General features: G+C 73.7%; 22 protein-coding genes, 1 tRNA gene and 1 other RNA gene. 3 read left to right on the top strand and 21 right to left on the bottom strand.

Translation table 11 applies throughout. From position 1 onward, the window contains the following. Positions 1 to 132: 132 nt before the first annotated feature. The 6 genes from ACFU5F_RS23060 to ffs all read right to left on the bottom strand — a co-directional run bounded on the left by ACFU5F_RS23060 (position 133) and on the right by ffs (position 9,704). Positions 133 to 1,032 carry a phosphoribosylaminoimidazolesuccinocarboxamide synthase gene (locus ACFU5F_RS23060; RefSeq protein WP_383890317.1) on the bottom strand — a complete coding sequence of 300 codons (900 nt, stop codon included), beginning with the start codon at positions 1,030 to 1,032 and terminating at the stop codon, positions 133 to 135. An 85-nt stretch (positions 1,033 to 1,117) separates the two neighbouring features. Then, positions 1,118 to 2,629 carry a N,N-dimethylformamidase beta subunit family domain-containing protein gene (locus ACFU5F_RS23065; protein ID WP_383890320.1) on the bottom strand — a complete coding sequence of 504 codons (1,512 nt, stop codon included), beginning with the start codon at positions 2,627 to 2,629 and terminating at the stop codon, positions 1,118 to 1,120. A gap of 227 nt (positions 2,630 to 2,856) precedes the next feature. Continuing rightward, a complete protein-coding gene (locus ACFU5F_RS23070) occupies positions 2,857 to 5,133 on the bottom strand; it encodes a hypothetical protein (RefSeq protein WP_383890458.1) in 2,277 nt (758 codons plus the stop codon). Positions 5,134 to 5,595: 462 nt separating this feature from the next. Further along, a complete protein-coding gene (purD, locus tag ACFU5F_RS23075; protein ID WP_383890322.1) occupies positions 5,596 to 6,849 on the bottom strand; it encodes a phosphoribosylamine--glycine ligase in 1,254 nt (417 codons plus the stop codon). A gap of 250 nt (positions 6,850 to 7,099) precedes the next feature. Further along, positions 7,100 to 9,472, bottom strand: a complete 2,373-nt coding sequence (locus ACFU5F_RS23080; protein WP_383890325.1) for a DNA polymerase III subunit gamma and tau — start codon at positions 9,470 to 9,472, stop codon at positions 7,100 to 7,102. 135 nt (positions 9,473 to 9,607) lie between these two features. Beyond that, an RNA gene (gene ffs, locus ACFU5F_RS23085) (signal recognition particle sRNA small type) lies at positions 9,608 to 9,704 on the bottom strand. 118 nt (positions 9,705 to 9,822) lie between these two features. On the opposite strand from ffs, the gene ACFU5F_RS23090 reads away from it, so the two are divergent. Beyond that, a tRNA-Ser gene (locus tag ACFU5F_RS23090) sits at positions 9,823 to 9,910 on the top strand. A 283-nt stretch (positions 9,911 to 10,193) separates the two neighbouring features. Here the strand turns inward: ACFU5F_RS23090 and ACFU5F_RS23095 are convergent. The 13 genes from ACFU5F_RS23095 to ACFU5F_RS23155 all read right to left on the bottom strand — a co-directional run bounded on the left by ACFU5F_RS23095 (position 10,194) and on the right by ACFU5F_RS23155 (position 23,110). Next, complete coding sequence (locus ACFU5F_RS23095; protein WP_383890328.1) at positions 10,194 to 10,457, bottom strand: hypothetical protein; 264 nt, start codon at positions 10,455 to 10,457, stop codon at positions 10,194 to 10,196. Further along, positions 10,454 to 13,051 carry a class III lanthionine synthetase LanKC gene (gene lanKC / locus ACFU5F_RS23100; RefSeq protein WP_383890331.1) on the bottom strand — a complete coding sequence of 866 codons (2,598 nt, stop codon included), beginning with the start codon at positions 13,049 to 13,051 and terminating at the stop codon, positions 10,454 to 10,456. The genes ACFU5F_RS23095 and lanKC overlap by 4 nt, the downstream gene beginning before the upstream one ends. Positions 13,052 to 13,115: 64 nt before the next feature. Continuing rightward, positions 13,116 to 14,783 carry a daptide biosynthesis intramembrane metalloprotease gene (gene mpaP, locus ACFU5F_RS23105; protein WP_383890334.1) on the bottom strand — a complete coding sequence of 556 codons (1,668 nt, stop codon included), beginning with the start codon at positions 14,781 to 14,783 and terminating at the stop codon, positions 13,116 to 13,118. A gap of 268 nt (positions 14,784 to 15,051) precedes the next feature. Further along, on the bottom strand, positions 15,052 to 15,795 hold the full coding sequence (locus ACFU5F_RS23110) for an ABC transporter permease (protein ID WP_383890337.1): 744 nt from the start codon (positions 15,793 to 15,795) through the stop codon (positions 15,052 to 15,054). Then, complete coding sequence (locus ACFU5F_RS23115) at positions 15,788 to 16,582, bottom strand: ABC transporter ATP-binding protein (protein WP_383890340.1); 795 nt, start codon at positions 16,580 to 16,582, stop codon at positions 15,788 to 15,790. Before ACFU5F_RS23115 ends, ACFU5F_RS23110 begins: the two co-directional genes overlap by 8 nt. Next, complete coding sequence (locus ACFU5F_RS23120) at positions 16,579 to 16,776, bottom strand: hypothetical protein (RefSeq protein WP_383890343.1); 198 nt, start codon at positions 16,774 to 16,776, stop codon at positions 16,579 to 16,581. The genes ACFU5F_RS23115 and ACFU5F_RS23120 overlap by 4 nt, the downstream gene beginning before the upstream one ends. Before the next feature lie 177 nt (positions 16,777 to 16,953). Next, positions 16,954 to 17,109 (bottom strand): daptide-type RiPP, encoded by a 156-nt coding sequence (locus ACFU5F_RS23125; protein ID WP_383890346.1) that lies wholly within the window; start codon positions 17,107 to 17,109, stop codon positions 16,954 to 16,956. Positions 17,110 to 17,185: 76 nt separating this feature from the next. Beyond that, positions 17,186 to 17,359, bottom strand: coding sequence for a daptide-type RiPP (locus tag ACFU5F_RS23130; protein ID WP_383890348.1), 174 nt, complete (start codon positions 17,357 to 17,359; stop codon positions 17,186 to 17,188). Positions 17,360 to 17,438: 79 nt separating this feature from the next. Further along, a complete protein-coding gene (gene mpaC, locus ACFU5F_RS23135) occupies positions 17,439 to 18,836 on the bottom strand; it encodes a daptide-type RiPP biosynthesis dehydogenase (RefSeq protein ID WP_383890351.1) in 1,398 nt (465 codons plus the stop codon). Beyond that, positions 18,833 to 20,119, bottom strand: coding sequence for a daptide-type RiPP biosynthesis aminotransferase (gene mpaD, locus ACFU5F_RS23140; RefSeq protein ID WP_383890354.1), 1,287 nt, complete (start codon positions 20,117 to 20,119; stop codon positions 18,833 to 18,835). The genes mpaC and mpaD overlap by 4 nt, the downstream gene beginning before the upstream one ends. Continuing rightward, a complete protein-coding gene (mpaM, locus tag ACFU5F_RS23145; protein ID WP_383890357.1) occupies positions 20,116 to 21,003 on the bottom strand; it encodes a daptide-type RiPP biosynthesis methyltransferase in 888 nt (295 codons plus the stop codon). The genes mpaD and mpaM overlap by 4 nt, the downstream gene beginning before the upstream one ends. A 20-nt stretch (positions 21,004 to 21,023) precedes the next feature. Continuing rightward, positions 21,024 to 22,079 carry a daptide biosynthesis RiPP recognition protein gene (gene mpaB, locus ACFU5F_RS23150; RefSeq protein ID WP_383890360.1) on the bottom strand — a complete coding sequence of 352 codons (1,056 nt, stop codon included), beginning with the start codon at positions 22,077 to 22,079 and terminating at the stop codon, positions 21,024 to 21,026. Between the two features lie 20 nt (positions 22,080 to 22,099). Continuing rightward, the gene (locus tag ACFU5F_RS23155) at positions 22,100 to 23,110 is read right to left on the bottom strand and encodes an LLM class flavin-dependent oxidoreductase (protein WP_383890363.1); all 1,011 of its coding nucleotides are present in this window, start codon (positions 23,108 to 23,110) and stop codon (positions 22,100 to 22,102) included. Positions 23,111 to 23,353: 243 nt separating this feature from the next. On the opposite strand from ACFU5F_RS23155, the gene ACFU5F_RS23160 reads away from it, so the two are divergent. After that, entirely contained in the window at positions 23,354 to 24,373 is a 1,020-nt protein-coding gene (locus ACFU5F_RS23160) for a helix-turn-helix transcriptional regulator (RefSeq protein WP_383890366.1), read from the top strand. A gap of 132 nt (positions 24,374 to 24,505) precedes the next feature. Here ACFU5F_RS23160 and ACFU5F_RS23165 read toward each other — a convergent pair whose 3' ends face one another. Continuing rightward, on the bottom strand, positions 24,506 to 24,841 hold the full coding sequence (locus tag ACFU5F_RS23165) for a hypothetical protein (protein ID WP_383890369.1): 336 nt from the start codon (positions 24,839 to 24,841) through the stop codon (positions 24,506 to 24,508). Between the two features lie 147 nt (positions 24,842 to 24,988). After that, the gene (locus ACFU5F_RS23170; RefSeq protein WP_383890371.1) at positions 24,989 to 25,435 is read right to left on the bottom strand and encodes a hypothetical protein; all 447 of its coding nucleotides are present in this window, start codon (positions 25,433 to 25,435) and stop codon (positions 24,989 to 24,991) included. A gap of 400 nt (positions 25,436 to 25,835) precedes the next feature. Between ACFU5F_RS23170 and ACFU5F_RS23175 the strand changes: the two genes are divergently transcribed. Continuing rightward, positions 25,836 to 26,321, top strand: coding sequence for a cation:proton antiporter regulatory subunit (locus ACFU5F_RS23175; protein WP_383890374.1), 486 nt, complete (start codon positions 25,836 to 25,838; stop codon positions 26,319 to 26,321). Positions 26,322 to 26,341 lie beyond the last annotated feature (20 nt).

Genomic DNA, 26,341 nt, shown 5'->3' on the forward strand with positions numbered 1-26,341 from the left:
AGGTCGCCAGTTCCCACCGGCTCGTCCCCTCGTGACATACAACGAAGACGCCCCCGGTCCAGTGGACCGGGGCCTTCTTCGTTCCGCCCGTGCCGTGGGCGAGGCCGAGGCGGGTGGCCTCGGCCTCCGGCGTCAGCTCCAGGCGACGCCCGTCAGCCGCTCGTACGCCTCGACGTACTTGGCGCGCGTCGCGGCGACGATCTCCTCGGGCAGCGGCGGCGGGGGCCGCTCACTCTTGCGGTCCCAGCCGGAGGCGTCCGAGGTCAGCCAGTCGCGGACGAACTGCTTGTCGAAGGACGGCTGGGCGTGGCCCGGCTCCCACAGGTCGGCCGGCCAGAAGCGGGACGAGTCCGGGGTGAGGACCTCGTCGGCGAGGACGAGGGTGTCGTCCTCGTAGCCGAACTCGAACTTGGTGTCGGCCAGGATGATGCCCCGGTCCCGGGCGATGTCCCGGGCGCGGCCGTACACGGCGAGGGTCGTCTGGCGCAGCTGGGCGGCGGTCTCGGCGCCGACCTGGCGGGCGACCTCCTCGTACGACACGTTCTCGTCGTGCTCGCCGACGGCGGCCTTGGTGGCCGGGGTGAAGATCGGCGCCGGCAGCTCCGAGCCGTCGACCAGGCCCTCGGGGAGGGCGAGGCCGCAGACCGTGCGGGAGTCGTTGTACTCCAGCAGGCCCGAGCCGGTGAGGTAGCCGCGGGCCACCGCCTCCACCGGGACCATCCGCAGCGACTTGCAGACGAGCGTGCGGCCCGCCCAGTCGGCGGGGGCGCCCGGCGGGAGTTCGGTGCTCAGGACATGGTTCGGGACCAGGTCGGCGAGCTGGTCGAACCACCAGAGCGACAGCTGGGTCAGGACGCGCCCCTTGTCGGGGATCTCCGTCGGCAGCACCCAGTCGAACGCGGACGTTCGGTCGCTGGCGACCATCACGAGGTCGCCCGCCTCGTTCTGGTACAGCTCGCGCACCTTGCCGGTGTGCAGGTGCACCAGGCCCGGAACCTGGATCGGCTCGGGCTTTTCTACGAATCCGGACACGGTTCCTCCCCGTGGTGATGTCCAAGTGGCTCGATTCTCCCGTACGCGGGCGACCGATCTTGGCCAGGGGTTGTCCTCGGTACGGTCAGTCGCGTTTGCAGATGCGGTCCAGGAGGTTCGCCGTGGCGCGCTGGACCCGGGTGTCGACGTGGCCCGGACGGTCCAGGGCCGGGGACCACGCGAACGTTCCGGACGCGAAGACCCAGGCGCCGGAGGGGGCCCGGTAGAGGGAGGTCTCCTGGTGGCGGACGACGTCGTGGGCGTCCCGGTACGGGGAGTGGGCGAGGAGGATGCGGCCCTGGTGCTCGGGGAGCGGGGTGCGCGGGAAGTAGCGGTCGGCCTCGCCGGCGACCATGCCCGCCAGCTCGTCGTTCTCGTGGGCGCCGGTCGCGTCCCAGAGCCAGTGGTCGGCGTTGCGCACGACCAGGGGGTGCGGTTCGGGGACCCGGCCCTCGTACTGGATGCCCATCAACTGCTGCTCGGGGCGGTCGATTTCACGCCACAGGGCGGGCTTGCCGGGGCCCCGGCGTTTTCGGCAGGTGAGCAGGCGGTCGGGGGCCCCGGACGGGGACGGGCTCAGCTCCACCTGCCAGTACATGGTGTTGGAGGAGAGGAAGACCAGCGAGGTGCCGCTGTCCCGGGCGAGTTCGGTGGTGCGGCGCATCTGCGGCGACCAGTACTCGTCGTGGCCGGGGAAGACCAGTCCCCGGTAGCGGCTGGGGTCGACGCGTCCGGAGTGCAGGTCGCGGGCGTCGGCGTAGGCGAGGTCGTAGCCGTAGCGCTCGGCCCAGCGGATGAAGTCGTAGGCGTGGCCCACGTGGAGGGGAAGGCCGGCGCCGGCGTACGGGCGGTCGAAGGAGACGGTCGTCGCGGCGTCGGACTCGCCGAGCAGCCGCCCGTCCTCGTCCCAGGCGTGGTAGAGGCTGGCGCCGGTGCGGCCGTCCTCCGGATACAGGTTGTACGCCTGCCAGGTGATGTCCGGGAGCAGGAGCAGCAGGTCGGCCTGGCGGTCGTCGCGGACGGTGAACGGGACGTGGGAGCGGTAGCCGTCGGCGGTGGTCAGGACCGCCACGTACGCGCCGACGTTCCAGTAGCTGGGGATCTGCAGCCGCCACGAGAGCCACCAGTGGTGGCAGGAGACCGTACGGTCGGCGGCCAGGGGCGGGGGCTGGACGATGCCGGAGAGACGGGGACTGGTGGTGATCTTCGCCGCGCCGTCGCCGCTGTAGTGGCCGATGCGGTAGATGTCGACGCCGAATTCCTGGGGCGGGTCCACCGTGACGTGGAAGTCGATGGACTGGCCCGGGGCGGCGGCGCCGGTCGCCGTGAACCCCTTGATCTGCCGGCCCACGTCGTCGGCGGAGCGGGGCCCCGGCGGGGTGCGGGGGGCGGGCAGACGGGCGCGGGTGCCCTGGGCGGACGCGGGGGGCTCGGGCGGGCCCGGCTCCACGTACCAGGGGACCACGTGGCCGGTGTCGTCGAAGTACGTCACATTGCCCCGGAGCCAGGGGACCGGGCCCTGGCCGAAGGGGTCCGTCACGGCGTGGGCGAGGGCGCCCGATTCCCAGCGGCGGATGTGGTGGTGCTCCGAGCCCATGAGTTCTCCCCTCCCTCGCCCCCGTGAGCTGTCGCCGGCACGTGCTCGGTACACGATCGGTTCCAGCACATCACATGACGCACGCGGTTCGTCACCGTTCGTCGCTAATCGGTGTGAGTGGAACAGCCGGGTCCGGATGGGGAGTTGTCCTCCCCTCCACGACCGGCCACAACACCCTCGGGCCCTCCTCGGTCACCGCGCGTCCGGCCTCCCCGCTCGCCTCGCGTTCAGACCAGACGGACCGGCTTCTCCGGACGGACACCGAGGCGGCGGAGCCAGTCGCGGAGGGGGGCGGGGTCCCCGTCCTCCACGAGCGTCAGGACACGGGGGGCGAGATCGGCCGCCCGTACGCCGTCGACGAGGAGGGAGGGCCCGTCCAGCCAGTCCAGGCCCGGGGTCGCGCCCGCCGTGTCCATCGCCGCGCAGCACACCATCGCGGCCACGTGCTCCGTGAGCAGCTCGCGGCCCGTGCGGGGCGGCTGCATCGGGAACAGCGGCAGCAGCCCGTCGTCCCACAGCGCCCGGTCCGGCCCCGGCGCCTCGACCGCGCCGGCGTGCCCGCCGGCCGGGACCGCGGCCTCCTCCCGCGCCAGCTCGGCGGTCAGGGCGGCGGCGAGGGCGGCGGATCGGGCGTTGGCCAGGCCGGGTTCGTCGTCGGGGTCGAGGTCGGGGTCCGGGTCGGGGTCCTGGTCGGGCCGGGCATCGGGGCCGGTGCCGGTGTGGGGCGGGGATATGTGGAGGCTGTCCGGTTCCAGTCCGGGGTTGTGCTCGTGTTCGCGGTCGTGGGGTGCGGGTGCGCGGGGGAGGAGCTCGTCCTCGGCGGTGAGGGCGGCGAGTGGGTCGCGTCCGGCGGCTCCGGGGTTCGAGGCGTGCCCGGGGGGCTCGGGGTGCGGAGCCTCGTCCGGGGTGGGCTCGGGCTGTGATCGGCGTACGGCGGCTTCGGAGTCCCCCTCGGGCCCGGCGGGCCCGGGGTGCGGTGCGTGGCCGGTCACGGGGTGGGGGGACGGTCGGTCGTACGGCGTGGTCGTCGTCGGGGCGGCGCCCGGGTCGGGGGTCCCGGTGGCCGACGGGTGCGGGCCGTCGGCCGTGAGGGTGGTCAGGTGGGTCAGGACGCGGGAGAGGGTGGGGCCGCCGGGGGCCGGGCCGGTGGGGTCGGTGGTCGGGTCGCTCGCCGGGTGGCGTGCGCCCAGGGCGTCGAGGACGCGGTGGAGGCGGGCCGCGTCGGTGCGCCACTTCCGGTCGACGACCTCGTCCGGGTACTCGTGCCAGTCGACCGGGGACCAGTCGGGGCCGGACGCGGCGGGGCCGCCGTGGAAGAGGCGGGCGGCGAGGAGGGACGCGGCCTCGTCGACCGTGCCGGGCTCCTCGAGCAGGTCGCAGGCGGGGCGCTCACCCAGCCGGGAGGCGAAGCCCTCGGCGAGCCGGTCTCGGCGCGACAGCTCCGTGAGCGCGGCGACGACACCCGCGTCCAGCCGGGACGGCCACCGGCCCATCCGCCACGCGGGCAGCGCGACCCGGGTGAGGAGACGGTCCCAGCCCGCGTAGGCGAGGCCGACCTGCTCCTGGGCGACGATCCGCAGACCGTAGTCCACAGCCTGTGCACGCTCGGCCGCCGCGGCGGCGACCCCGCGCTCCATCTCGGCCGCGTGCCCCCGGCAGCCGCGCAGGAGCAGCCGGGTCACCCAGCCGACCCCGGCCAGCGCCGTACGGGCCGGCGCACCGCGTGACGGGGCCGAGGCGACGGCCACGGCGGCGTCGAGCCCCCGGACGAAACGGCGCGCCGAGGCTATGTCCGGGTGCGCCGACGGTCCCGTGCCCGCGACGACCGGCGCGAGCACCGCTCGTAGCTCTCCGACCCGCATCCACCACAGGAACGGCGAGCCGATGACGAGCACCGGAGCGGTGGGCGGGCGGTGCCGCCGGTGGGAGGGCAGGCCGGACGACGAGCCGCGCGCATCCGCCATCTCGTCGGCCCGCTGCCCGCCGCGGCCACCGCCCGCGGCGGCCCCTCCGCCGACCACGTCGACCGTGTCGCTCCCCTCGGCCCCCTCGGCCCCGTCGGTCGAGGAGCGGCGGGGCCCGGCGGGCGGCCGGTGGGACGAGTGGGTGCGGTCCTCCAGCCAGCTGTCGCAGTCCGGGGTGAGCGCTATCGCGGAGGGGGGCGGGACGTCGAGGCGGTCCGCCAGGTCCCGGACCAGGCGGTAGAGATCGGGCGCGGCCTCCTCGGCGACCGCGACCGTGGGGCTCACGGCGGGCCGGGCACGGGCGACGACGAGGGCGATGCCCGCGGCGGCGAGGAGCACGACGAGGGCGAGGCCGGACACGACCCGGCTCGCCAGGGACCAGCCGGGGCCGGTCAGACGGCCCGTCGCCCCGCCGACCAGCAGCACGACGGCGACGGCCGCGGGCAGCACCGCCACGGCCAGCGCCCTGCTGCGGACCCGCAGCACGGCGAGGGCCCGGGCGCGCGCGGCCTGCGCGCCCGCCTCCTCACCACCTGCCATACCGGTCACGACCCGACGTCACCCCCTGCTGTCCCGTACGGCGCACCCCGCCACGACCGCCACCGCGACGACTGCTCGTCACCGTGGTCGCCGCCGAATGCCCTGACGTTGCTCACTCCCCCACTGTGGCACCGACCACCGACATCGCAATGCCGGTGGGCCAAGTGCCGGAACGCTTGCGCCGCACCCTAGTTGGGGCCCCGGCCGTCGTCAGCCGGATGGGCCATCGCTCACTCGATGGAATGGCTTTGGGGAAAGGTGAAGGACGCCGGGCAAGGATCGGGCCCCGGATTCCGGCGGTTTTCCCAGGGGTTCCTGGGGTCTGCGAGGGATTCCGGGGCCAGGGGTTCGTACCCCTTGGCGGTGCTTCGCATGCGGATGTCGCGAAGGGGATGGATGCGTGGGGATGTGCAGGGGCGTGAGGGGCGTGGGGGGTGAGCGGGGTCGGTGACCGTCAGCCGGTCACGCCTCGGCCGCCGCCTTCGCCGCGATGTCCGCCCGGTGCTGGGAGCCGTCGAGGCCGATGCGGGCCACGGCGGTGTAGGCGCGGTCGCGGGCCTGGGTGAGGTTCTCACCGGTGGCCGTGACGGAGAGGACGCGACCGCCGGCGCTGACGACCTCGTCACCGGCGCGCTTGGTGCCGGCGTGCAGCACGTATGCGTGCGGGGCATCCAGGGCGGCGACCTCGTCGAGGCCGGTGACGGGGTCGCCGGTGCGCGGTGAGCCGGGGTAGTTGTGCGAGGCGACGACCACCGTGACGGCCGCGTCGGCGCTCCAGCGCAGGGGTTCGAGGTCGCCGAGGGTGCCGTTGGCGGCGGCGAGCAGCACGCCGGCCAGCGGGGTCTTGAGGCGGGCGAGGACGACCTGGGTCTCCGGGTCACCGAACCGCGCGTTGAACTCGATCACCCGTACGCCTCGGCCGGTGATCGCCAGGCCGGCGTAGAGGAGGCCGGAGAAGGGGGTGCCGCGGCGGCGCATCTCGTCGACCGTCGGCTGCAGCACCGTCTGCAGCACCTCGTCGACCAGCTTCGGGTCGGCCCACGGGAGCGGGGAGTACGCGCCCATGCCACCGGTGTTCGGGCCCTCGTCGCCGTCGAGCGCGCGCTTGAAGTCCTGCGCGGGCTGGAGCGGGACGACGGTCACGCCGTCGGTGACGGCGAAGAGGGAGACCTCGGGGCCGTCCAGGAACTCCTCGATGACGACCCGGCCGCAGGCGAGCGCGTGCTCACGGGCCTGGGCGAGGTCCGCCGTCACGACGACACCCTTGCCGGCCGCCAGCCCGTCGTCCTTGACGACGTACGGCGCGCCGAAGGCGTCCAGTGCCTCGTCGATCTCCTCGGCGGTGGTGCAGACGTACGACCGCGCGGTCGGCACGCCGGCTCCGGCCATGATCTCCTTCGCGAAGGCCTTGGAGCCCTCCAGCTGGGCGGCCTCGCCGGACGGGCCGAACACCGGGATGCCCGCCTCGCGCACGGCGTCGGCGACGCCCGCGACCAGCGGTGCCTCCGGACCGACGACCACCAGGTCGGCCTCCAGCCGGGTGGCCAGCGCGGTCACGGCGGCGCCGTCCAGCGCGTCGACCGGGTGCGACTCGGCCACCTCCGCCGTGCCCGCGTTGCCGGGTGCGCAGTGGAGTGCGGTGACATCGGAATCGAGGGACAGCGAACGGCACAGCGCGTGCTCACGGGCACCGCTACCAATGACGAGGACCTTCACGGTGCCCAGCCTAGCCGGAGGGGGCGGGCGGCTTTGTGGGGGCTTCCGAGGAGTGGGACGGCGTGGGTTCGTGGGATCACACCAAGGGTGGGGGTCGGATCGGCCGTACCCGGCTGGCCGGCCCTGGCCCGTACGGCCCGCCTCGCCCGGTCCGGCCCGTCCTCGCCCGGTCCGGCCAGGGCGGCTTCGCCCGTGCGTCCCTGACGGTACGCCCGCTCCCTGATCCGCCCCTCCCGTCAGTGCCCGCCTGCTACTCGTTGGTGATCTCCTCCACCACGGTCGCCCCCAGTTCGCGCACGATGAGGTCGTGGCCGGAGAGGGCGGACTCGTCGAGGTCGGGGTCGTCGTCCTCGGGGGTGTCGTCCTCGGGGGAGACGGGCGGGGGCTCGGGCGGTGGGGGCGGAGCCGCTACGGGCGGGGCGGCCGAGGCCGACTGATGGGGCGCGGCCGGGCCCGGGGAGGCCGGGCGGGAGGCCGCCGGGGGCGGGGGCGCGGTGGGGCGTGACGCGGTGGCCGGGGAGCCGCCGTAACCACCACCGGCGCCGCCACCGCCGTAGCCGCCGCCCGTGCCGCCACCGCCGTAGCCACCGGCGGCCGGCGCCGGAGAGCCGTAGCCGCCAGGGGCTGCCGGGGTCGCGGAGCCGCCCGAGGTGTCGATGACCGCCTCGATCTTCCAGTGCACGTTGAACTGCTCGGCCAGGGCCGCACGCAGAACGTCCTCGCTGCCGCTGCTCGCGAAGTTGTCCCGGGCGCCCGCGTTGACGAAGCCGATCTGCAGGGTCGTGCCGTCGAACCCGGCGACGTGCGCGTTCTGGCTGAGCAGGATCCAGGTGAAGCGGCGGCGGTTCTTCACCGTCTCCAGAATGTTCGGCCAGAGCGTGCGGGGGTCGGGGCCGCCGGGGGCCGGGTGGTAGGCGGCGGGGGCCTGGGGGGCCGCCGGGGCGCTGGGCTGGGCGTACGCGGCGGGCGGGCCCGGGGCGGGCGGCGCGGCCGGGGCTCCGGGCGCGGGGCCCCCACCGGCGGGAGCGGCCGTCGGCCAGCCGCCGGGACGGCGGCCGCCTCCCGCCGAGGCGGGGGTGGGCCAGGAGCCGGGGGCGGAGGCCGGTGCGTGGGCGGGGGTGGTGGGCGGAGGTGCCGTCGCGGCGGCCGGGGCGGTCGGCGGGGCCTCCTGGGGGGCCGGTGGAGCCGCCGCGCCTGGGGCCGCCTGTCCGCCCGCAGGAGCCGGGGCCCCGTAGGCGTCGGAGCCCGGCGCGCCTGCCCCGGCGTCCCCGGCCCCTGTGCCGCCGCGGACCGCGGCACGGGCGGCCGCGGGCCCGCCACCGGGCGGGACCTGGGCGGCCTGCGGAGCGTGGGGGGCCGGTCCGGGCTGCGGAGTCATACCCAGGGGCGGGGCCGCCGCTCCCCCGTGTGCCTCGGGGCCGGGCACGTAGCCCAGGGCGGGCCCGGCGGCGCCGCCCGAGAAGTTGACCCCGCGCTCCAGCCGGTCCAGGCGGGCCATGACGGAGCGTTCGTCGCCGTAGGTGGCCGGGAGGAGCACGCGGGCACAGATCAGTTCGAGCTGGAGGCGGGGCGAGTTCGCGCCGCGCATCTCGGTGAGACCTTCGTTGACGAGGTCGGCGGCGCGGCTGAGCTCGGCGGCGCCGAAGACGCCGGCCTGGGCCTGCATCCGCTCCAGGACCTCGACGGGGGCGTCGATGAGCCCCTTCTCGACGGCGTCCGGCACGGCGGCCAGGATCACCAGGTCGCGCAGCCGCTCCAGCAGGTCGGCGACGAACCGCCGCGGATCGTTGCCCCCCTCGATGACGTGGTCGACGACGTCGAAGGCCGCGGCCCCGTCCCCGGCGGCGAAGGCCTCGACGACCGCGTCGAGCAACGAGCCGTCCGTGTATCCGAGGAGCGACGTGGCCATGGCGTACGTCACGCCGTCGTCCGTCGCGCCCGCCAGCAGCTGGTCCATGACGGACATCGAGTCACGCACGGACCCGGCCCCGGCGCGCACGACGAGCGGGAGGACCGCCTCGTCGACCGGGATCTTCTCCTGGCCGCAGACCTCCGCGAGGTACTCGCGGAGCGTGCCGGGCGGCACCAGCCGGAACGGATAGTGGTGCGTACGCGAACGGATCGTGCCGATGACCTTCTCGGGCTCGGTGGTCGCGAAGATGAACTTGAGGTGCTCCGGCGGCTCCTCGACGACCTTCAGCAGCGCGTTGAACCCGGCCGACGTGACCATGTGGGCCTCGTCGATGATGTAGATCTTGTACCGGCTGCTCGCGGGGCCGAAGAACGCCTTCTCGCGCAGCTCACGGGCGTCGTCCACACCACCGTGCGAGGCCGCGTCGATCTCGATGACGTCGATCGAGCCCGGTCCGTTCCGCGCCAGGTCCTGGCAGGACTGACACTCTCCGCACGGTGTCGGGGTGGGCCCCTGCTCGCAGTTCAGACAGCGGGCGAGGATCCGCGCACTGGTCGTCTTCCCGCAGCCGCGCGGCCCGCTGAACAGGTACGCGTGATTGACCCGGTTGTTCCGCAGCGCCTGCTGCAGCGGGTCGGTGACATGCTCCTGCCCGATGACCTCGGCGAACGACTCCGGGCGATAGCGGCGGTACAGCGCGAGAGACGACACGCATACGAGGTTATAGGCGCCCACTGACAACCCGGACCGGCGGACGGCCGGTCATTCGCCCTCGGGCGGGGCGGGCGTCACGGGTGCTCGGGGCGCGGACGAGGACGCACGGGTGCTTGGAGCGCAGGCCCGGACGCACAAGACCCCTCACGCACCCGCCAGAGCCAACCTACCCTTGCTGCCTTCCGGCCCTGGGGGAGTTCAGTCAGATAGCGCCGCGTGAGGGGCTGCCCCCACCCTACCCGATCCCCGGCGGCCGCCGCCCCGCCTCCCCGCCCCTCCCTCCGCGTCGATCACCCGCCCCCGAACGAGTTCGCAACCACCCTCCGACGTCATGTAATGTTCCCGGCGGAGGATTCGCCTAGAGGCCTAGGGCGCACGCTTGGAAAGCGTGTTGGGGGCAACCCCTCACGAGTTCGAATCTCGTATCCTCCGCCAGTGCCTCACCGGGCACGATGTCGAAGGGCCCCACCGCTTGCGGTGGGGCCCTTCGTCGTTGTCCTCGGCGTGGACGGCGTGTGCTCGACAGTGGGGTCCGTCACGGCCGGGGGCTCTGTCACCCTGCGGGACGGCCCCGCCGTCGTCGTCGATCTCTGTGCACAGGACCGGGTGGAAGGAACGCTCCTCGTAGAGGTCTCCCACGCGGATGCCCGCGGGGTTGCGGGGGTCGGCGGCGTCGTCCATGCGGCCCACCATGCATGAGGGGTCGCGCCGGCGCTGTTCAGGCGCGGTGGGTGATGTCCGTCCAGTGCCAGGACCGTAAGGACGGGTCCGTGAAGATGTCGTCCAGGGTGTGGGTCAGGGCAGGGGTGGGGGTCGTTGCGGCAGGGGGAGCCAGACGGACCGTGAAGTGGTCGTCCCCGAGATCCGGTTCGTAGTGCCAGTCCTCCGGGAGCAGGGCCAGGAACCGTACGGCCGCCAGTGCGGGGGCGCCGGCGCTCGCGGTGGGGCGGGGCTCGATCAGGACCACGTGGCCGCCCTTCATGACGGGCGGCGGGAGGTCGGGAGGAACGGCAGGCCCTGGCCCGTGCCGAGTGCCTCGTCCAGGGCGAGCAGGACACCGGCCGTGCCGGTCGCGAGGTCCGTCGACAGGCGTAGCGTCTGGTCGCCCAGGAAGGCGGGGTGGCCCCCGTGCGGGACGGCGTGCCAGCCGAACGCCGCCAGGTGACGGCCGACCGCGGCGTCCGTCTCCGGGTCCGGAGTCGTGTCGCGCAGGTGGCGCAGGGCCAGTGCGGCTCCCGCTCGGCCCTGGAAGAGGCCCGTCTGGGCCTGGTAGAGGGATGCCAGCGAGGTGCGGAGGAGGGGGAGGGAACCGGTGAGGTCCGGCTCGGGGGAGGCCAGGTGCGGGAGCAGGTCGCTGATGACCATCGCCGTTCCCGCCCCGCCCACCGCCAGGTACGGCATCCGGCTGATGCCCGGCCCGTTCGACAGCTCGGCGAGGTCGTGGCGCAGGGCCTCCGCCGCCACGTGCGGCAGTTTCCGGTCGCCCGTCTCCTCGTACAGCCGCAGCAGGAACAGTGCCGCGCCCGTCGCGCCGTGGAGCAGGCCCGGCCGGGGGCGGGTCGCGTAGCCGCCCGGGGTGCGGTCCGCGACCAGTGCCGCCAGGCGTTCGGCCGCGTCGAGGTGGCCGAAGTGGAGCAGGGAGAGGCCGATGCCGGGGAGGCCGGCAAGGAGGGAGCCGTCGACGTCGTCCAGGGGCAGGGCGAGGGCCCGGTCCAGGACGTCGCGCGCCTCGGCGGTGCGGCCCAGGGCGTCGAGGGCGTACGCGATGCCGTGCAGGCCGTCGTAGAAGCCGGGGCGGGGTTCGGTCCAGCGGCGTACGCGCTCGGTCAGCCAGTCCACGTGCGCCGACTGGATCTCCGTACCGGCGCCGCCGAGTGCCCACAGGACGCCGGCGGCGCCGTGGGCGAGAGTGAGACCGCCGCCGGGGGTGGTGAACTGGGCGATGTCGCCGGGGAAGAGGCGGTCGTCGCGGTCCGGGGTCGCGGTGGACAGGATTCCGGCCGCGAGCGCGTCGCGCAGGGCGGGCCACTCGGTGGGGGTGAGGTGCTCGGCTCCGGGCCAGACCGAGGCTGCTGCTGCCGGTTCGTCGGCGGCGGGGGGGTCCACGCCCGCGACGGCCCCCGTGGGCGCGTCCGGCTTCGCGGCCGCCGGATTCCCGGCCGTGAGATCCGCTTCCACTCGCGCCGCGAAGTCCGCCGGTACCGGGAAGTTCTCCGTCACCAGGGTGATCAGTTGCCGGGTCTTCTCCGGGCCCCAGCCCAGCACCACCGTCAGCGGCAGGAACACCGCGAGGCGCAGGCAGCCGAGGGCGTACCGGTCGACCGCCGGGCCCGTGCAGCCCGCCGGGGCGCGGAAGCCGGGCGCGCCGATCGCCTGCGAGGCCGCGGCCCCGACCGGGGTCGCCGTCTCCAGGTCGATGAAGGCGATCGAGTCGTCCGGCCGGACCATGACGTTGTTGGGGTGCAGATCGCCGAAGACCACGCCCCGGGCGTGCAGGTCCCGCACGCCCGCGTCGATCTGGTCGAGGACGGACAGGGCCCAGGAGGTGTACGCCGCGAAGGACTCGGGGGAGGCGTCGGCATCCGGGTTCAGCAGCGGGTTGGCCTCGTGGATGCGGGTGTGGAGCGAGGCTCCGGGCACGAACTCCCTTGCCAGGAAGTAGTGTTCGCGACCCTTGCGGTAGTCGATCAGCGGCGGTACGCAGTCCAGTCCCGCCAACCGCTCCAGCGCCCAGCGCTCCCGCTCCAGCCGGGCCACCGCGTCCTCGCCCTCCTCGTCGAGGCCGGCCAGCGGGCGGGCCTCCTTGAGGAGCACGGTGGCGTCGCCACCTGCGCCCGGGCGCAGGTCCCGGGCCTCGTAGACGCCGCCCCCGTTGGAGAAGTGCAGCGCCCTGACCGCGCGGAACGGGAAGTCGCCCATCGTGCTCGCGTTGCGGGCCGCGAGGGACTCGGCGAGGCAGTCGGGCAGCGTCACCCACGCGGGGGGCCGGAAGCCGGGGCCCCGTACGTCGGGGACGAGACGGCCCTCGGGGTCCTCGATGCAGTGCACCGGGTCGCCCTTCGCGTCCCGGCCGAGCCGGGCGACGAACCCGCCGTAGCGGACGTAGAGCGGGCCCGAGCGCCAGCGCAGGTCGCTGAGGATGTACGGGCCGGGCTCGCCGCCCATCTCGGCGTCCAGCGCGACGAGCACCCGCTCCAGGTGCGCCTCGTCCAGCGGGTAGAGGGTGATGAACTTGCCGCTCGCGCCGCGGTCGCCGTACTTGCTGTTGCGCCGGTTCAGGACCTCGGCACTGCGGATGTACTTGAAGGTGAGCGTCTCGCGCACGCAGTAGGCGCGTACGGCGTCGAGGACGCGGTCGGCGTTGTCCCGGGTCGCCGAGACGTGGATCTTCCAGCCCTGGCCGGGCAGTTCGGTGTCCGGCGGGGTCAGCACCACCCAGTCGCCGTTGACGGTCCGGGTCCAGCCGGCGGGCGGTTCCGCCACGGCGTCGGCGGGCTCGGTGGTGGCGGCGGTGATGGCCGGGTCCTCGTAGAACGCGGTGCCCGCCTGGCAGTAGGTCACGTACCGGAGATCCATGGTCGTCGGTCTCCCTCTCCCTCTTCGTCTCGGCTGCTCGGACGACCGGCTTCCCGGTCGGCGGTCACCAGCGCCAGGCCGGTGCGACGTACTTGGTGTAGAGCCACTCCCAGCCCGGCCGGCTGCCCGCGTCCAGCTGAGCCGTGCCCGAGCTGTCGGCCGGGGCCCGGTCCCGCCCGGCGCGTATCTCCAGCGGAAGGCCGAGCGCCGGGGTCGGCAGGGCCTCGCTGCGGACCGGGATCAGCGCCGACAGCGGGGCCATCGCGTCCGTGCCGCCCGCCCCGTCGACGGCGACCGTCGCGGAACCGGTCTGCGCGCGGGTCGCGATGCCCGCGCGGTAGAGGCGTACCGGGGCACCGGACGTGATCAGCGCACGGTCGGTCGACAGGGGCAGGAGCAGCGTGATCCGGCCGTCCTCGGCCGTCGTGTAGCCGCCGTTGACGGTGTACGGGACCTGGACCAGCTGCCCGAGGACGGCGACGGCGGCCGCGGCGAGGGTGAGCACCGCGCCGAGGCGCAGGGGGCGGCCGCCCGCCGTACGGGCCTCGCGGGCGAAGCGGCGTACGCCTCGCACCAGGTGGTGGAGGAAGTAGCCGATGCCGCACAGGACGAGGAGCGCGCCCAGGGCGCCGAGGCGCTGGAGGCTGTCCGACCAGAGGGTGATCGCGCCCGCCACGATGTAGAGCGGGAAGGTCATGCAGAGCAGGCCGAAGGGGACCGCCCAGCGCACGCCGGGCAGTTCACGGCGGTAGCCGGTGCCGCCGGCCAGCAGACGGGCCAGCCACCGGCGGGCGTCGGTCATCGCCCGGTCGCGCAGGTGCGGGAGGTCGAGGTGGCTCATCAGCGCGATGTAGCCGTCCAGCTTCACGAACGGCAGGAGGTTGAGGACGCCGGAGAGATAGGTGACGACGGCGTACACGAGGATCCCGTCGCGCGCCGCCGAGTCGGCCATGAAGAGGGTGGCGAGGGCGGCGGCGCCGGCGATGACGGTCTGGGTGGCGATGCCGGCGAGGGCGACCCGTACCCGCTGTTCCCTGCGCGGCAGCCGCCAGCCGTCGGACACGTCGCAGAAGAAGGCCGGCGACATGTAGAAGAGCATCATGCCCATCCGGGTCGGCCGTCCGCCGTAGTACGTGAGGACCGCGCCGTGGCCGATCTCGTGGACGGCGGTGGTGGCGAGCACCGCGCCGATCACGCACAGGTAGAGCAGGGGCTCGAAGGGGCGCCCCAACGCGCCCTGGAGGTCGGCCGCGCGGAAGGCGAGGGCGAGCAGTCCGCCGATCGTGACGGCCGCGGCGGCCACGGCGGCCCCGCGGTTCGCGGCGGCCGCCACCAGCGGGGCGAGGCGGGCCAGCATCCGGTCCGGCTTGAGGAGGGTGAACTGCAGGGTGAGCGGCGGCACGAACCGGAACCAGGAACTGCGGTCCTTCTTCGGTACGCCGTCGTCCAGCACCTTCGCCCCGGCGAGCGTCCGCACCGCCGAGCCGACGTCGGCCTGGGTCCAGGGCGCGCCCAGGGCGTCGGCCAGGTCGTCGTGGTCGCGTACGCCGTCGACGGCCCGGACGAGGCGGGCCAGGTCCTCCTGGAGGCGGAAGTACTGGTGGCTGCCGCGCTGCACCACCCAGGGCGCGCCCGGCTCGGCCGGCTCATGGACCACCACGTCGGGGGCGAGGCGGGGACGGGCCAGCCGCTCGGGGGCCAGTAGTACGGCACCGGCGGGTGTGCTGGACATGCCTGGTTCTCTCCTCGGGACGGCGGGACGGCGGGACGGCGGAGTGGCGGGACGGCGGGGTAGCGGGGTGGGGCGCGGGCGGGGGGGGCGGCGGGCGATGTCGGCGGATCCGCGACAGCCGGTCTCGGGGCATGCCGCCGGGCGACATCGCGGTGGTGTCTGACGCGACGTCGGACGGGGGTGAGGCGAGATGGGTGGGGCGCAGTGGGGGGGGGTGGGTGAGGTGAGACGGGTGATGACCGTCGTGTGACGACGGCTCGCGGGGTCGTCAGACGACGTCGCGGCTGGTGAACAGCTTCCGGGCGAGAAGTGCGGCGGCGGCCAGCCAGCCCGTGATCACCAACAGCGCGAGCGGCGTGGACAGCAGGTCGGGCTTCGGGTCCCGGTAGACGGAACTCTGGGCGATCGTCATCAGGTACTTGCCGGCCTCCGGCACCAGCCTCTGGAGCGCCGGATCGACGACCAGGGTCAGCGCGACGACGGTCACGACGGCTCCCACCTGGTGCCGGACGATCCAGCCGACGAGCGCGCCCCAGGGAGCGGCGAGCGTGTTGACGGCGAAGACGCCCAGCAGGATCAGCCAGGTCTCGCCGTGCCACGCGGGCTCGGTCCCGTTGGCCGCGAGCGCCCCCCAGGCGGAGGCGAGGGACAGCCCGGCGGTGAGCAGCGCGGCGAGGGCGCCCACGGCGGTGGCGGTCAGCACCTTGGCGGCCAGCAGGCGGGTACGGCCGCCGCTCATCAGGACGGAGCGGCCGATGGCACCCGAGGTGTACTCGCGGGACACGAAGACCGCGCCGAAGAGGGAGGTGAACAGCGACATCATGAACCAGGAGCGGACGATGTCGTCGGTGACGGCGGCCCGGCCCAGGGTGCCCTCCTCGATGGCCGTGGCCCCCTCGGAGGCGTAACCGAGAGAACCGAGCACGGACATCAGGACGCCGCACCCGGCCAGGATCAGCCAACCGCGGCCGGTCCACGCCTTGGTCCATTCACCGGCGAGCAGGTTACGCATGGTTCTGTCCTCCGACAGCGGATGAGGCGGCCGACGCGGTCGTCAGCGGGTCGACCAGGGCGAAGAAACGGTCTTCGAGGCGTTCCCCCTCGCCCGCGCCGACCAGTCCGTCGAGCGGACCGGCGTACCGCAGCGAGCTCTGGATGATCACCACGTCGTCCACGGTCTGCTCCACCTCGGCGAGCAGATGGCTGGAGACCAGGACGGTCCGGCCCTCGTCGGCCAGGCCGCGCAGCAGGCCGCGCAGCCAGCGGATGCCGTCCGGGTCGAGGCCGTTGGCGGGCTCGTCCAGGACGAGGAGTTCGGGGTCGGGGAGCAGGGCCGTGGCGAGCGCGAGGCGCTGTTTCATGCCGGTCGAGTAGCCCTTGACGGGGCGGGAGGCCGCGTTGCCGTCGGACAGGCCGACCAGGTCGAGGACCTCCTCGACACGCTGTCTGGGCAGGCCCAGGGTCCGGGCCCAGATGGTGAGTTCGCGTCGGGCGCTCGCTCCGGGCAGTGGTCCCACGGCGTCCATGCTGACGCCCACCCGGCGGGCGGCGTGGGGCAGTTCGGCGTACGGACGGCCGAAGACGGTCGCCTCGCCGGAGGTCGGCCGGCACAGGCCGAGGAGCATCCGCAGCGAGGTGGTCTTGCCGGCTCCGTTGCGGCCGAGGAGGCCGACGACGCGGCCGGGCCGGACCTCGTACGTCAGGTCGTCGACCGCCGTGACCTCGCCGAAGCGTTTGGTCAGGCCGCGCAGGGCGACGACGGGGGCGCCGGCGGTGCCCGACGCGTTCGCGGTGCTCAACGGCGTTCCTTACGGAGGTTGGTGCCGATCCGGACCAGGCAGCTCAGCATGAGAGCACCGAGGCCGGCCATGGCGAAGATCTCCAGACCGCCCGTCAGTTGCGAGGTGGCGACCGCCATGCCGAGCGGGATGAGGGCGCAGGCGAAGGCGAGGTTCTTGTTCTCGGCCGCTGCCTTGTCTCGGCTGTTGGCCATGCTGGACTCCTTGGTCGGACGGGGTGGGACTGGGTGGGGGGAGGGAGGGGAGGTGAAGCGCGGATTCCGCGGTGGCGGCCCGGGGCCCTCTGCGGGCCAGGGACGCCGCCGCGGAAATCCGTATGCGGTTCGGCTACCGCTGCCGGCTGGTCGGCCGGATCAGGCAGAGGTGCCTGATCAGGTGGCGATGACCGCGCTGGCGACGGTGCTGATCACGACGCCGGTCTTGAAGCCGCTCCAGAAGCCCGGGGCCTCCATGGCCTCCAGCTCCTGCATGCCCAGCTCCAGCGACGCGTCGAAGCCGTTGGGCTCCTGCGTGACGTTGTCCTTCATATCTGTTTCCCTCCCGTTGAGTTGAGACCGGATCAAGTCGAGTGGCAGTCGAGCGGTGCCGATGCCGTCGAGTGAATCAGGTGATGATCGAGACGGCGACGCCCGTCGAGACACCGACGGCCGACACGACCGTCGCACCGACGACGACGCCACCGGCGGTCCACCAGCCCGGGGCCTCCATCGCCTCGAGCTCCTGCATGCCGAGCTCCAGGGCGGAGGTGAAGTTGTCGTTCTCGAAGTTCTCCTGCATGGGAACTCCCCCTTTTCTCATGGGTGTCGAGAGCTGTCGCTCTCTCTTTCGCCCGCTCCCGGGACCGGGAGCGGAAGTCTCAGATGTGCGCGGGGTGCGCAGTGGTCACCATGGCCGCGGTGGTCACCATGGCCGAGGCGGTCTCGGTGGCCGGGGCGGTCTCGGTGGCCGAGGCGGTCTCGGTGGCCGAGGCGGTCTCGGTGGCCGAGGCGGTCTCGGTGGCCGAGGCGGTCTCGGTGGCCGAGGCGGTCTCGGTGGCCGAGGTCTGCGCGTTGTCCGCGCTCAGCGCCGCGTCCAGCAGGCGGCGTACGTCCTCCGCCCGGAGGCCGCCGAGCATCGGCAGCCCGGCACCCCAGGCCCGTACCGTCCGCTCGGCCAGGGCCTCGATCCGCCCCGGGCCGTCGGCGGTGAGCCGCCGGCCCACCCGCCAGTCGTCCATCAGCGCGGCGATCCCGTCGGCCGGGTCCGTGGGCAGGGCCCGCGCCCGGTCCGGCGGCGCGGCGTCGCGCAGTCCGGCCCACATCCGGCGCAGCCGCGGAGCGGAGCCCAGCCGGGGCTCCCCGTCGAGCACGGCCCGCCACAGGTGCGGCAGCAGCGCGGCGACGGCGGTCATCTTCCGTACGCCGAGGGCCGACGACATCTCGTTGGCGATGAGCCAGCCCTTGACCGCGTACGGGTCACGGCCCTGGTGCAGCCATTCGCCGTGCGTGAGCCCGCTGAGCTTCGCGATGTCGAGGCGGAGCGCGTCGCCCGGCTCCTCCCCCCGTACCGCCTCGTACCCCAGCTGGACGAGCCGCCGGGCGACCGTCTCCGTCAGCCGGTCCTCGGTGCGGTGGTCGTCCCGGTGGTCGCCGGCGTACGGACTGACCGCCCGGAACAGCGCCTCCAGGACGCCCTCCACGACCAGTTCGCGGGGCAGTGTGGCGGTGGCCGACGGATCGAGCAGGGCCGCCTCCGGCCGCAGTACGCCGCCGAGGATCAGCCGCTTGCCCTGCGGGTACGCCAGGCAGGCGACCGCGCTCAGCTCGCTGCCGGTGCCGAGCGTGGTCGGTACGGCGAGCAGCGGGACGGTACGGGTGACCTCGCCCGGCAGGCCCATCAGGCCGCCGCGCTGGGGCACGGTGAGCCGGGTGTGCGCGACCGGGTTGGCCCGCAGCAGAGCCGCGATCTTCGCCAGGTCGAGCACCGATCCGCCGCCGACGGCCACCACCAGTCCGACGCCGGCCGACTCGTCGGCCAGACCGCCGGCGAGGGCGGAGGCCGCGGCGAGATCATCGGGGCCCGCGGTCAGCGCGGTCTGTGCCGTCCGCCAGTGGGCGCGGCCGAGACGGTCGCGTACCAGGGCCGTGATCCCCGCCGTCGCGACAGCGGTGTCCACGAGGAGGGCGGCCGTACGGCCCGCCCCGTCGGGGAGCCATGCCGTGAGGGCGTCGGGACCGATCAGCGCCCGGGTCGGTCCGCCCCGGCCATAGCTCATGCCGGCACCTCCGCCGGTATCGGCCGACGGGTGAACAGGGCCAGTCCGGCGCGGATGCGGTCCATCAGCTCGGTCAGGTCCGCGTCGGTGAAGGTCAGCGCGGGAAAGAGCTGGATGCCGTGGACGCCGGGGTGCACGATGGCGCCCGCCGTACGGATCGCGGCGACCAGCTCCGGGACGCGGGCCTGCGGCAGCGGTTCCCCGTCCGGGGTGGTCAGCCGCAGCGAGCGGAAACAGCCCACGCCGGTGGTGCCCGTCACCCAGGGGTGGTCGGCGACCAGCCGGGACAGCTCCGTGCCCAGTCGTTCGCCGAGGGTCCGGCCGAGGGCGACCGCGTCCAGGCGGCGCATCTCGTCGAGGGTGGCCAGGATGGCGGCGCAGGTGGCAGGGGTGCCGGCCTGGGTCTCGCCGTGGGTCAGCATGGCGCCCGCCGAGTCGAAGGCGTCCGCGACCGTGTGCGAGGCGATGACGGCGGCGGCCGCGGCCGTACCGTTGGTGAGCCCCTTGGAGGTCACCAGGAGGTCGGGCCGGGCGGGCCAGCGCTGGGAGGCGAAGAAGTCGCCGGTCCGGCCGAAGCCGGTGGCCACTTCGTCGGCGACCAGCAGGAAGCCGTACTCCTCGCGCAGCCGCAGCAGTTCGTCGACGTACTCCCCGGTGAGCGGCACCGCCCCCGAGCCGAGCACCGGCTCGACGACGACGGCGGCGATCATCGCGCCCTGACGTTCCATCAAGGTGCGGATGCCGACGGGGTCGTTGGGGTCGACGTGGCGGATGAGCCGCTGGTCGACGCCGTACACCTGCTGTCCGAGGTCCTCGCCGGTCAGCGCGAAACTGCCGTACGTCAGACCGTGGTAGCTGCCGCGCAGCCCGACCACGAGTTTGCGGCGGTCCTCGCCGCGCAGGGCGTGGTAGTGGCGGGCGAGCTTCATGACGAGGTCGTTGGCGGCGCCACCGGAGGTCGAGAAGAGGACCCGGCCGTAGGTGTCGGTGCCGCACAGCTCGACGAGGGCGGTGGCCGCGGCCCGGGCGTAGGTGTTCTCGTAGCGGAAGACGCTCAGGTAGGAGGCGTCGCGGAGCGCGTCGGCGGTGGCCCGGGCGATGGCCTCGTTGCCGTAGCCGATGTTGGTGTTCCACAACCCGCTGGAGGCGTCGAGGAGTTCGCTGCCGTCGGCGTACCGGACCCGTACCCCGTGCGCGGAGACCGCGCAGAGCGCGTCCGAGCCGTGCAGGGCGGGGGCCAGCAGGGACGGCCACAGCGCGTTCTTCGTGGTGCCGGGACTCATGGGGTGACCTCCGTTTCGAGCAGTACGTCGTGGTGGCGGGAGCCGACGGCCGGCAGCGGGTGCCGGGCGCGGACGGCGAATCCGGCGGCTCCCAGCTCGGCTTCGAGGAGGGCGGCGGGCAGGACGCCGACGCTGGTCGTGGTGACCTGGACGGGACTGTCGTCGTCCGGGATCAGTGCGGGGAAGACGGTGACGGTGCGGGCGCTGTCGCCGACCGCCCAGTGCTCGTACATCCGGTAGGCGCGGCCGCCCTCGGCCTCCACCACCAGCTCGGCCTCGGCGGGCTCGCCGGAGTCCGTGTCCATGCCGACGGTCGACAGCAGGAACCGTCCGCCGGGCGCCAGATGGCGGCGTACGGCCCGGTAGAGACCGGCCCGGCCGCGCTCGTCGAGGAGCGAGACGGAGGTGGTGCCGAGGACGATCACCGGGAAGGCGCGGTGCAGCGCGAAGTCGCTCATGTCGGCCTCGACCACCGTGCAGCGCTCGCGCAGGGCGGCGGGCGCGGCCGCCAGCCGGTCCTCCAGGAGCCGCAGCATGTACGGGGAGAGGTCGAGGGCGGTGACCCGGCGGCCCAGCGCGAGCAGTGGCATGGTCAGCCGCCCGGAGCCGGCCGCCAGGTCGAGGACGTCGCCGGGCAGGCTCCGTACGAGACCGGTCAGTTCCCGTACCTCGTGGGTGCTGCGGCCGGCCACGTCGTGGTAGACCTGCGCACCCGCTTCGGCGTAGAGGTCGCCGGTGACGGCGCGGGAGCCGAGCCGGGCGAGCAGTTCCCCGGCCCGCCCGGGGACGGCTGTCGTCAGGGCGGTGGTGGTCGTCGGTGCGGCCGTGGTCGTCGTCGGTGCCGCCGTGGTCGTCGCCAGGGCGGTGGTCATGGGGGTGGTCATGGGGGTGGTCATGGGGGTGGTCACGCTCCGGCCCGGGCGAGGAACCGCTCGATGCGTACGGTGTGGTCCGGGTCGGCGTACTCCGCCGCCGCCTCGGCCGAGCCGCAGGCCAGCAGCGCCTCGACCGGCGTGGCCGCCGCCCGTTCCACGCTGAAGGTGCGGCCGGGGGCAGGGGCGTGCACGTACACGTCCCGGTCGGTCCAGAGCAGGAGCGGCGCTTCCGCGTCCCGCAGGTCGGCGTCGGCCCCGGCGGCCAGCGTCTCGGTGATCCGCCCGCCGAAGCCGGAGACCCGGATGTCACCGTCCACGCCCCGGGCCCGCAGGGAGCGGATCGCGTCGAGGGCGGCCAGGTAGCGCCCGAGCCAGGGCCGGGCGGCCAGGGCGGTCTCCCGCGGGCCGGGGTCCACGACCGCGCCCAGACACACCCCGCAGGTCGTCCGGGTGTCGCTGTTGAGCCGCTGCCACCGCGCGTCGAGGAGGTCGGGTCCGTCGCCCGCCGTGCCGAGACGGGTCCCGCCCGGCGCGGTGGAGACCGCGCCGTCCGCGTCGACGTACAGCCGGTGCCGGGGGCCGGCGGCCGGTGTGCGGCCGGCGCCGAGGCCGGGGAGGTCGGCGAGCTGGATGGCGGGATGGGTGAGGAAGTCGGGGAAGGTGCCGTCGAGCAGGGCCCGGTCGGCGTCGGCGAGGAAGACGTCGAAGTCCGTGTCGTCGGCGATCCGCACGAGGGTCGGCCCGGCGACGGACATGTACTCGCTGATGCCGTAGCCCTGGATCTGGAGGTAGAAGCCCGCGCCCGGGGAGAATTCCCCGCCGGCCCCGGCCAGCGACCCCTCGTACCCGACGACACGGTGGCCGTCCGCCGCCGGCTCCTCGCCGGGTGTGCCCGGCACCAGGACCAGCGTGTCCGCTCCGACAACTCCGGAACGCAGTACCGCCGAGAGATGCTCCCGGTTTTCCAGCACGACGGTTTCCACACCGTCGTACGAGAAACCGCGCCCGCTTTCCGCTTCGGTGCCGGCCCGGACACCGGACGCACCGGTTCCCCAGCGAATGAGCCGCTCTTTCAGATCAGCCATTGTCTTGTCTTCCCCCACGGTCAGGCGGCCAGGGCGGCCAGAATTCGCTTCGTTTCGTCCAGGGCCGCTTGTGGGCCGTACAGATTGCAGACACCGGTCAGGTTCAGGACGACCTCGTCCACCCCGGCATCCCGGAACGCGCCCAGTTTCGCGACGAGTTCGTCCGGGTCCCCGCTGAGGAACGCCCCGCCGTCGACGAGCGCCTTGGCGTTCGCCGCCGGGTCGTCACCGGCGACATCGGTGCCGGACCGGCGCAGCATGTCGATGTAGTGGGCGCCCTGGAGATGGGCGGCGTTGCTCGCGAGCGCCAGTTCGGCGGGTTCGCGGTCGGGCCGGGCGAGGGCGAGCGGCACGATGGCGGTGAGCCTCGGGGTTCTGCGCCCCTTGCCTCCCGCGCCGCGTACGCCTTGCTTCACGCCCCGGGAGTCGGGTGCGTTCGCCGCGCCCTCGCGCATCGCCGGGAGCACGATGTCCCGCAGGTAGTGCGCCGGAGTCAGCCAGGTCACGGCCACATCGGCGACCTCCCCCGCGAGCCGTGCCATACCGGGCCGCAGCACACCGAGCCCGATCTCCACACCCGGCGCCGGGTACCGCGGCATCTCGGCCCGGCAGCTGAAGTACTCGCCCCGGACGTCGACGCTCTCCCCCGCCAGCAGGCCGCGGACGATCGAGAGGTACTCGCGCGCCGCCGTGAGCGGGCTGCGGTACGGCTCGCCGAGCAGCGACCGCTGCAACGGCCGGCCGCCGGGCCCGAATCCCGCGATCACCGGCTGCCCGGTGGCCATCGCCAGCGAGCGGGCCTGGAGAGCGGCCTCGTAGGGGTGGCGGAGCGGCATGAGCGTGACGCCGAGTCCGGTCGGTACGCGGAACCCCGCTCCGGCCGCCGCGACGAAGCCCTGATGCGGCTCGATCATCACGGACTGCCCCTGCCAGAGGCGGCTCGCGTTGCTCCAGTGCACCAGTCCGGCGTACGGAAGGATCTGCTCCGGCCGGCGCGGAAGAAAAGGCAGGAGTACGGAATATGAAGTCACGCCCTTGTCCCCCGTTTCTCGTCTCTCGTCGTCATTTCGTCGATGCCGCTCGACATCGCGTGCGCTTGCGCTGCTTTACTTTTCCTTCTTTTTCTTCTTTTCCTCTGTCGGCGTTCGTTCGTTCCGACACAGAGAACAATGCCAAACCGGCACACCCCATCGGGCAGTTCCGGAGCGCTACTTGCTGCCAGTGACCGTGCAGCTTGTTGCAGGTACTCTCATCGGTGATCAAACGGAGGCACCATGGGGGAATTGTCCGTACTCGGACTCACCGATACGGAAGAGGGCATCTACCGGCACTTTCTGCGGAACCCCGGCACCACCGCCGAGGACATCCAGCTGCTGCTGCACGTCCCGCTGGACGAGATCGCGGGAGCGCTGGAGCGTCTGACCGAACTCGGCCTGCTGCACGGCGCGGAAGGCACCGGAACCGGAGCGGACGGCGGGCCCGAGGTGATCTCCGCCGCCGATCCCGAGACCGCCGTGGACCGGCTCACCGACCTGCGGCTGCGCGAACTCCACCAGCAACTCCAGCAGGTCACCCAGTCCCGGCACCTGATCGCCGGCCTGCGCGCCGAGCAGAGTGTGAAGGAACAGCCCGACTCCGGGAGGATCGAGCGCCTGGAGGATCTCGGCCAGATCCGGGGCCGGATCGACGACCTGGCGTTCTTCGCCCGCGAGGAGATCCTGTCGGTCGAGCCGTACACCGAACTGACCCCGGCGAACATCGCGCACGCCCGGCCGCTCGACACCCGCTGCCTGCGGCGCGGGGTACGGATACGCAACGTCGTCCTGCGCGAGGCCTTGGACCACGCCCCCACCGTGGGCTACCTGCGGGACCTCACCTCGCTCGGTGCGCAGATCCGGGTCGCGGACACCATCGCGGAACGGCTCCTCGTCTACGACCGCCGCACGGCCCTCGTCCCGGTCGACCCCGCCGACACCCGGCGCGGCGCACTGCTCGCCCGGGAGGCGGGGCTGGTCGCGAACATCCTGGCGCTGTTCGAGAAGATCTGGGACCAGGCCACCGACCTCACCGTGCTCATCGACGAGGGGGCGGGCTCGGCGGACGGCGGGCTCACGGAGATGGAGCAGCAGGTCCTGGAAGCGATGTGCCACGTCGGCAAGGACGAATCGGGGGCGCGCTCGCTGGGTGTGTCGGTGCGGACGTACCGCCGCCATGTCGCCGACGTCTTGCGCATCCTGGGCGCGAGCAGCAGGGCGCACGCGGCGCTCCTCGCGCGGGAGCGCGGCTGGGTGTGAGGCCGGGGGCGCCCTGGACGCGGGGGAGCAGGACGCCGAAGGGGGTGCCCTCGGCGATCAGTCGCCGGGGGCACCCCCTGTGTGCTGCCGTACCGCCGCACTCCTGTCAGGGCGGTACGGCCGGCCGTACGGTTACTGCTTCGGCTTCTCGATCTGCCAGCCGTTGACGAGCTTGTGGGTGCCGCCGCCCTGCTCGCCGCAGAGCGGCAGCCGGATGGGCAGCGGGGTGGCGCAGACCCGCTCGACGATCGGATCGACGACGGGTCCGAGGACGGCCTTCGCCTGAACCTGCGTCTGCGGCTGGGCCTTCGCCTGAACCTGAACCTGCGTCTGCGTCTGCACGCGACCCTGGGCTTCAGTCTGTCCCTGGGCCTGGGCCGCGCCCTGACCATCCACCACGGCGAGCGCGAGCGCCGCACCCGCCACGACCGCGGCCTTCTTGAACCCGGTGAATCCCTTGAACCCCACGACGTACCCCCGTTTGTTGTCCCCCGCGCGTTCCGGGCCGGTCGTGCCCCCGCGGTGACTCCCACTCTGCCAACGGAAAACCGCAGGCAGGACGGCGATTAGTGTCAGCTTGCTGCACGCGCTCGCTCAACTTCATGCCACGCCCGTTCAGCGGGCCGGGGGCCGGTCCCGGGGTTCGGGCGTCGGTGGGGGCGGCTGGGCCGTGGTGAGGCGGCGGTAGGCGGCGCGGGCCTGGAGCAGACGGGCGAGGGCCGTGCCGGTGAGGGCCGCGGTGAGGAGACAGACCAGCCAGAAGGTGTCGCGCGGGTTGGTCCAGGTCAGAACACCGGCGGGCGGGATGGCGAACCCGTTGAGGAACAGCCAGCACAGGGCGGCGGTGCCCGGGGCCGCCGTGAAGCGGGCGTATCCGCCGAGGAGCGCGGAGAGCAACGACAGCGCGGCCAGGGCCAGACCGGGCTGATCCGTGCCGACCAGCGCGTTCAGGAGCGCCACCAGTGCCATCGCGCCCCCGAAGGCCGTGGCCCACACGAGCGGGGTCGCCACGGGCTGGGGGACGGGGCGGGGGCCGGTCCCCAGGGACACCCACTGGATCACGGGCACGCTCCGCAGGTCGCCGGGGCACGTACTCCGAAGGCGGCGGGGGCGGCAGGGTTTCCGGGGTTTCCGGGGGGGATGGGTATCCCCTCCGCATAGGGAAGGAGAAGGTCCGCGCCTCGGGTCGTGGGGCCGTCCGTGATCGTTCCGCCGGTCACCGGGGCGCCCGACGCGCGGGGCTGGTGGGCGGCCGCCGCGTGGGTTGTGGGGGCACCCGTGACGATCATGGCGGGGTTCCTTTCGGTCAGCCCCCGGGGCCGAGCCGGGGGCGGTCCGGGGTTGAGGGGGGATTGTTCCACCGGGGAGCCGGTCCCTGAGCCGACGGCCGGTTTTCCGGGTCTCGTTAGGGTGGCACCGACGGTTGTCCGATGACATATCCGAACCAGACAGGGGGCCAGCCGTGGGTGTTCCGCGACTCAGCAGTACGCCGTTGCCGGGGATCGGGGTCCGCTACGACCTCACGACCAGGGAGCAGCGGCGGATCTCGGTGGTCGCCCACAGGGACGGGGCACGGACGCTCAGCGCGTACCGGCAGGACGATCCGGACGCGTGCGCGCTGTCGATGCGGCTGTCGTCGGGGGAGGCGACCGCCCTCATCGACGCGCTGATGCCGGACCACCACAGCCCGAACCTGCTGTCCACCACGGAGCTGGGGCTGGTCGCGGAGCGGATCGAGCTGGCCTCGACGTCCCACTGGAACGGGCGGGTGCTGGGCGACACCCGGATACGGACCGAGACGGGCGCGTCCATCGTGGCCGTACTGCGCCGGGCCGAGGCGATCCCGTCGCCGGCACCGGACTTCCGGCTGGCCGGCGGGGACACGCTCATCGTGATCGGCACCCGCGAGGGTGTGGAGACGGCCGCCGCGATCCTCGGGCGGGAATGACGTCCCGCGCGGTCCCGGGG

The sequence above is a fragment of the Streptomyces sp. NPDC057438 genome, assembly GCF_042802995.1.
Classification (GTDB): Bacteria; Actinomycetota; Actinomycetes; order Streptomycetales; family Streptomycetaceae; genus Streptomyces.

Coding starts and splice junctions, on each gene's coding strand:
- ACFU5F_RS23125 (WP_383890346.1), bottom strand. CDS start 17,109: ATGAAGGACAACGTCACGCAGGAGCCCAACGGCTTCGACGCGTCGCTG.
- ACFU5F_RS23120 (WP_383890343.1), bottom strand. CDS start 16,776: ATGGCCAACAGCCGAGACAAGGCAGCGGCCGAGAACAAGAACCTCGCC.
- mpaD (WP_383890354.1), bottom strand. CDS start 20,119: ATGAGTCCCGGCACCACGAAGAACGCGCTGTGGCCGTCCCTGCTGGCC.
- mpaP (WP_383890334.1), bottom strand. CDS start 14,783: ATGTCCAGCACACCCGCCGGTGCCGTACTACTGGCCCCCGAGCGGCTG.
- mpaB (WP_383890360.1), bottom strand. CDS start 22,079: ATGGCTGATCTGAAAGAGCGGCTCATTCGCTGGGGAACCGGTGCGTCC.
- ACFU5F_RS23070 (WP_383890458.1), bottom strand. CDS start 5,133: ATGGCAGGTGGTGAGGAGGCGGGCGCGCAGGCCGCGCGCGCCCGGGCC.
- ACFU5F_RS23160 (WP_383890366.1), top strand. CDS start 23,354: ATGGGGGAATTGTCCGTACTCGGACTCACCGATACGGAAGAGGGCATC.
- mpaC (WP_383890351.1), bottom strand. CDS start 18,836: ATGAGCTATGGCCGGGGCGGACCGACCCGGGCGCTGATCGGTCCCGAC.
- ACFU5F_RS23065 (WP_383890320.1), bottom strand. CDS start 2,629: ATGGGCTCGGAGCACCACCACATCCGCCGCTGGGAATCGGGCGCCCTC.
- lanKC (WP_383890331.1), bottom strand. CDS start 13,051: ATGGATCTCCGGTACGTGACCTACTGCCAGGCGGGCACCGCGTTCTAC.
- ACFU5F_RS23130 (WP_383890348.1), bottom strand. CDS start 17,359: ATGCAGGAGAACTTCGAGAACGACAACTTCACCTCCGCCCTGGAGCTC.
- ACFU5F_RS23095 (WP_383890328.1), bottom strand. CDS start 10,457: ATGAAGGGCGGCCACGTGGTCCTGATCGAGCCCCGCCCCACCGCGAGC.
- ACFU5F_RS23110 (WP_383890337.1), bottom strand. CDS start 15,795: ATGCGTAACCTGCTCGCCGGTGAATGGACCAAGGCGTGGACCGGCCGC.
- mpaM (WP_383890357.1), bottom strand. CDS start 21,003: ATGACCACCCCCATGACCACCGCCCTGGCGACGACCACGGCGGCACCG.